At 70.6% G+C, this 3,497-nt stretch carries 4 protein-coding genes and 1 pseudogene; all 5 read right to left on the bottom strand.

The genetic code is table 11. From position 1 onward, the window contains the following. Nucleotides 1-228 (bottom strand): annotated as a pseudogene (locus tag VF536_RS14730) (hypothetical protein); the annotation flags it as partial. Then, nucleotides 215-961 (bottom strand): hypothetical protein, encoded by a 747-nt coding sequence (locus VF536_RS14725; RefSeq protein ID WP_331615609.1) that lies wholly within the window; start codon nt 959-961, stop codon nt 215-217. The gene VF536_RS14725 and the pseudogene VF536_RS14730, both read right to left, overlap by 14 nt. After that, complete coding sequence (locus VF536_RS14720; protein WP_331615608.1) at nt 951-2,003, bottom strand: stage II sporulation protein M; 1,053 nt, start codon at nt 2,001-2,003, stop codon at nt 951-953. The genes VF536_RS14725 and VF536_RS14720 overlap by 11 nt, the downstream gene beginning before the upstream one ends. An 11-nt stretch (nt 2,004-2,014) precedes the next feature. Next, the gene (locus VF536_RS14715) at nt 2,015-2,659 is read right to left on the bottom strand and encodes an RDD family protein (protein WP_331615610.1); all 645 of its coding nucleotides are present in this window, start codon (nt 2,657-2,659) and stop codon (nt 2,015-2,017) included. 77 nt (nt 2,660-2,736) lie between these two features. After that, entirely contained in the window at nt 2,737-3,258 is a 522-nt protein-coding gene (locus tag VF536_RS14710; RefSeq protein WP_331615607.1) for an RDD family protein, read from the bottom strand. Nucleotides 3,259-3,497: the final 239 nt, after the last annotated feature.

Below are 3,497 nucleotides of genomic sequence, written 5' to 3'. Positions count from 1 at the left end.
GGTCTTCTCCTGGCCGGCCCACAGCGGGTCGGCGCGCACTGCCTCCTCGGCGATGCGCACGGACTCGGCATCGATCGCGGAGGCGGCGACCTTCACCGGCGCGGGCACCGCGCCCGACGAGGCGCTCGATGCCGTGGCCGGTTCCGCAGCTGGAGCCGACACCGGCTGCGCCCGCAGGCCCGCACACGCCAGGATCATGGCCGCCAGCAGCAGGTCACGTGAACGCACGGCGGAACTCCTGCTCGATGTCCCAGGCCTCGAGGACCACGCGCCGGTTCAGGTACATGGCGAATCCCGCCGCCACATAGAACGGCTCCAGGAACAGCACCACCAGCGCGTAGGCCGACGCCGCCGCGATGTCGAAGCCCAGGCGTCCGGCCTCGTGGGCCTCCGGGCGGAAGAACCAGTCCAGCACGCCGTCGCTGCGGTTCTCCGGCGTGAACCACCACAGCAGCGCAATCAGGGCGTAGCCCAGCACCGCCTCCGCATGGGCAAAGGCCGTCTGCAAGGCGACCGCCGCGCCGCGGTTGTCATGGAGCATCAGCTTGGCGCGCTTGCGCCGCGCGCCGCCGCGCTGACCTTCGAGCTGTTCGATCGGCTGCGTGTAGGCGCGCCACGGCGAGAAGCGACGCCAGAGCAGCGTGCGCAGGAACTGTCCGCCGAAGACCTGGCGGCGCGCGCGCCACAGGTCGGTCCAGCGCGTCGCCTCGCCGAAGACGGCGCGCGACATCACGAACAGCAGGCTGCGGTCCAGCCAGGGCTTGAGCCAGAACAGGATCAGGATGGGCACCGAGCCACCCAGGTCCACCGTGCACATCGCGAGCACCGCGACGGCCAGCAGCACCGGCGCGAAGCAGCGCCAGATCGACGCCGCCTGCGAACGCACCAGCGCCAGCCCCAGGTCGCAGGCTTCGCTCTGGCTGCGCGGGCGCAGGACGATGGCCAGGCCGTCAACCCGCATGCGTGCGCTCCCCGACGGTTTCGCGACCGGTTTCGCGACCGGTTTCGCGGCCCGACTCCCGGCCCGACTCCCGGCGCGTCTCCCGGCGCGTCTCCCGACCCATCAGCCCGAGCCACGCGATCACCAGACACCAGCACACCGCCGCGACGCCGTACTTGACGCCCGGCGCGATCCAGACCGCGGAGGACCAGAAGGCCTCGAAAGCCGCGGCCACCAGCAGCAGGAAGAAGGCCGCGTAGACGACGGGCACGGCGGCGCGCGCGGAGGCGGCCAGCGCCTCGAGCCGGCTCAGCCGTCCTGGCGCCAGCCAGCCCAGTCCCATGCGCAGCCCGGCCGCGCCGCACAGCACGATGCCGGTCAGCTCGAAGGCCGAATGCGTGGCCACGAAGGGCCAGAAGTTGTGGCCCAGGCCGACGCGGGTCAGGTGCCCGGCCACGGCCCCGATCACGAGGCCGTTGTAGAGCAGCGCGAAGGCGCTGCCCACGCCCGCCAGGATGCCGGCGCCGAAGCATCGGAAGCCGATGCCCACGTTGTGGAAGATGTACATGCCGAACATCTGCCAGTCGTCGCCGGCCTCGCGCAGGCGGCCGAGCACGTGCTTGCCGTCGCCGTACATCGCCTCGTACTGCCGCAGCTGGGTCGCGTCGAGCATGCGCAGCGCGAAATCCGGGCCCGACCACGCGAGCAGGAAGGCCGCGGCCAGCGGCACCGCGAACAGGAGCAGCGCCGCCAGCACGTAGCGCCCCTGCGCGCGCACGGCGCGGGGCAGATCGATGCGCAGCAGACGCGACAGCTGCCGCAGGCCGTAGTCCTGGCGGCGGTAGATCAGTTGATGCGCCTCCTGCGTGAGCGTCTCCAGCCGCGCCACGAGGTGGATCGGATAGGCGCGCGACTGGGCCAGCGCCAGGTGTTCGCAGACGCGTCGGTACTGCGACGCGAGCAGCGCGCCGTCCACGCCCTTGCCCAGCTTGGCGCGCGCGATCTCGGCGGCGAAGGCCTCCCACAGCGGGCCGTAGGTCGCCTCGAAGTGCAGGGGGCTCATCTCATCTCACCTCACCGCTTCCCCATCAGCCATTGCGCGACGCCGAGCAGCCGCTCGGACGCGCTGCGTCTGGGCTCGCCCGCGACTTCCGGCGGCAGCACGGGGACGGCGAGCGTCGCGAGTTCCTCGAAGCGCTCCGGGGTCAGGCGTTTCGCGCGACCGGCCCAGGACCGGATGGCGGCCTGTTCGCGCTGGCTCAGCGGGCGCGCCGGGGCCAGGCTGGGGGCCGCGGGCGGCGCGTCGTGCAGGACCACGGGCTGGATGTGGACCACGAGCGTGCCGGCGGCCAGGTCGCCCAGGCGCTTGCTGTCGCGGTTCAGCAGCATCGTCACGATGCCGAAGGCGTAGGCCAGCGGCAGGAAATCCGCCACGCGCAGCAGGTTGCGGGTCACCGAGGCCGCCGGCGTGACCGGCAGCCCGGTGTCCATCACCACCCGCAGACCCAGCGCCTGCTTGCCGGGCGTGGCGCCGGAGCGGCCCAGTTCGAAGGCGATCGGGTACAGCCACTCCACCAGGAACAGGCCGATCAGTATCAGCCCGTAGCCCATGCCGCCCAGGCCGCCCAGGGTCATCAACAGCACGAGGTCCAGGATCAGCCGGATGAACAGGTCGAGCAGGAAGGCCATGGTCCGCGCCACCAGCCCGGCGGGCCGCAGGGACAGGACGATGCCCTCCGGGGTCTCGGCCAGCGCCAGCGTGTCGATGCGAGGCGCGGGCGCGGCGGGATGCGAGCTCAGAGCTTGATCACCTTGGTGTCGGCGATCGTGTCATGCAGGCACTTGCGCGACTCACGGAAGATCAGCAGGGCGTCGATCAGGCCATAGACCAGAGAGGTCAACGCGAAGCTGTTCATGAGGAAGCCGATCCCGTAACGCAGGCCCAGCAGGCGCCAGGCGTCCGGCGCGGAGCCGTCGGACCTCACGATGCGCAGCTTGCAGATCATCTTGCCGAGCGTCTGCCCCCGCTTCACCAGGAGCCAGCTCTGCACGATCAGGAAAAGCGGCAGGCCCACGAGCACCGCGGGCAGGTTCCAGGCCATCAGCGACATGCGGTCGCCGCGCATCGAGGCGAGTTCGCCCAGCACCGGGACCAGCTTCATGACCACGGTCATGAGCGTCCAGAGGATCAGGGCGTCCAGCAGCGCCGCGACGAAGCGGGTGCCACGTCCGGCCAGGACCTCGTCCGACGCCGGCGCGACGACATCGGCCACGTGCGCCTCGGGCGGCGCGAAACGGTCTTCCGTGGAAACGGACATGCTCTCTCTCCCTCTCAGAATTTTGGAGGAGATTGTGTCAGCGCTTCCGCAGGTGGTCGATGGGGGCATCACCGACCTGAACATGATCCGCCACACCCTCTGGGGGGATTGTGGTCACAAGCTGTCACCGAAGGGGTCGGGTCTTGCGCGGAGCCACCCGTGGGAGCCTTGGAATGAGTCCCAGATTGTGATTCTGGTCGTCGGTGGGAGCGGAAACCCTCAGTTCCGGTCCGGCCGTA

The organism is Roseateles sp., from assembly GCF_036486225.1.
In the GTDB taxonomy this organism is placed as follows: Bacteria; Pseudomonadota; Gammaproteobacteria; order Burkholderiales; family Burkholderiaceae_C; genus Roseateles.
Note: the sequence above shows the minus strand (reverse complement) of the source record. Positions and strands in the feature narration are given on the sequence as shown.

What these genes read in the sequence shown, in the direction of transcription:
- VF536_RS14710 (WP_331615607.1), bottom strand. Translation starts at nt 3,258, where the DNA reads ATGTCCGTTTCCACGGAAGACCGTTTCGCGCCGCCCGAGGCGCACGTG.
- VF536_RS14720 (WP_331615608.1), bottom strand. Translation starts at nt 2,003, where the DNA reads ATGAGCCCCCTGCACTTCGAGGCGACCTACGGCCCGCTGTGGGAGGCC.
- VF536_RS14725 (WP_331615609.1), bottom strand. Translation starts at nt 961, where the DNA reads ATGCGGGTTGACGGCCTGGCCATCGTCCTGCGCCCGCGCAGCCAGAGC.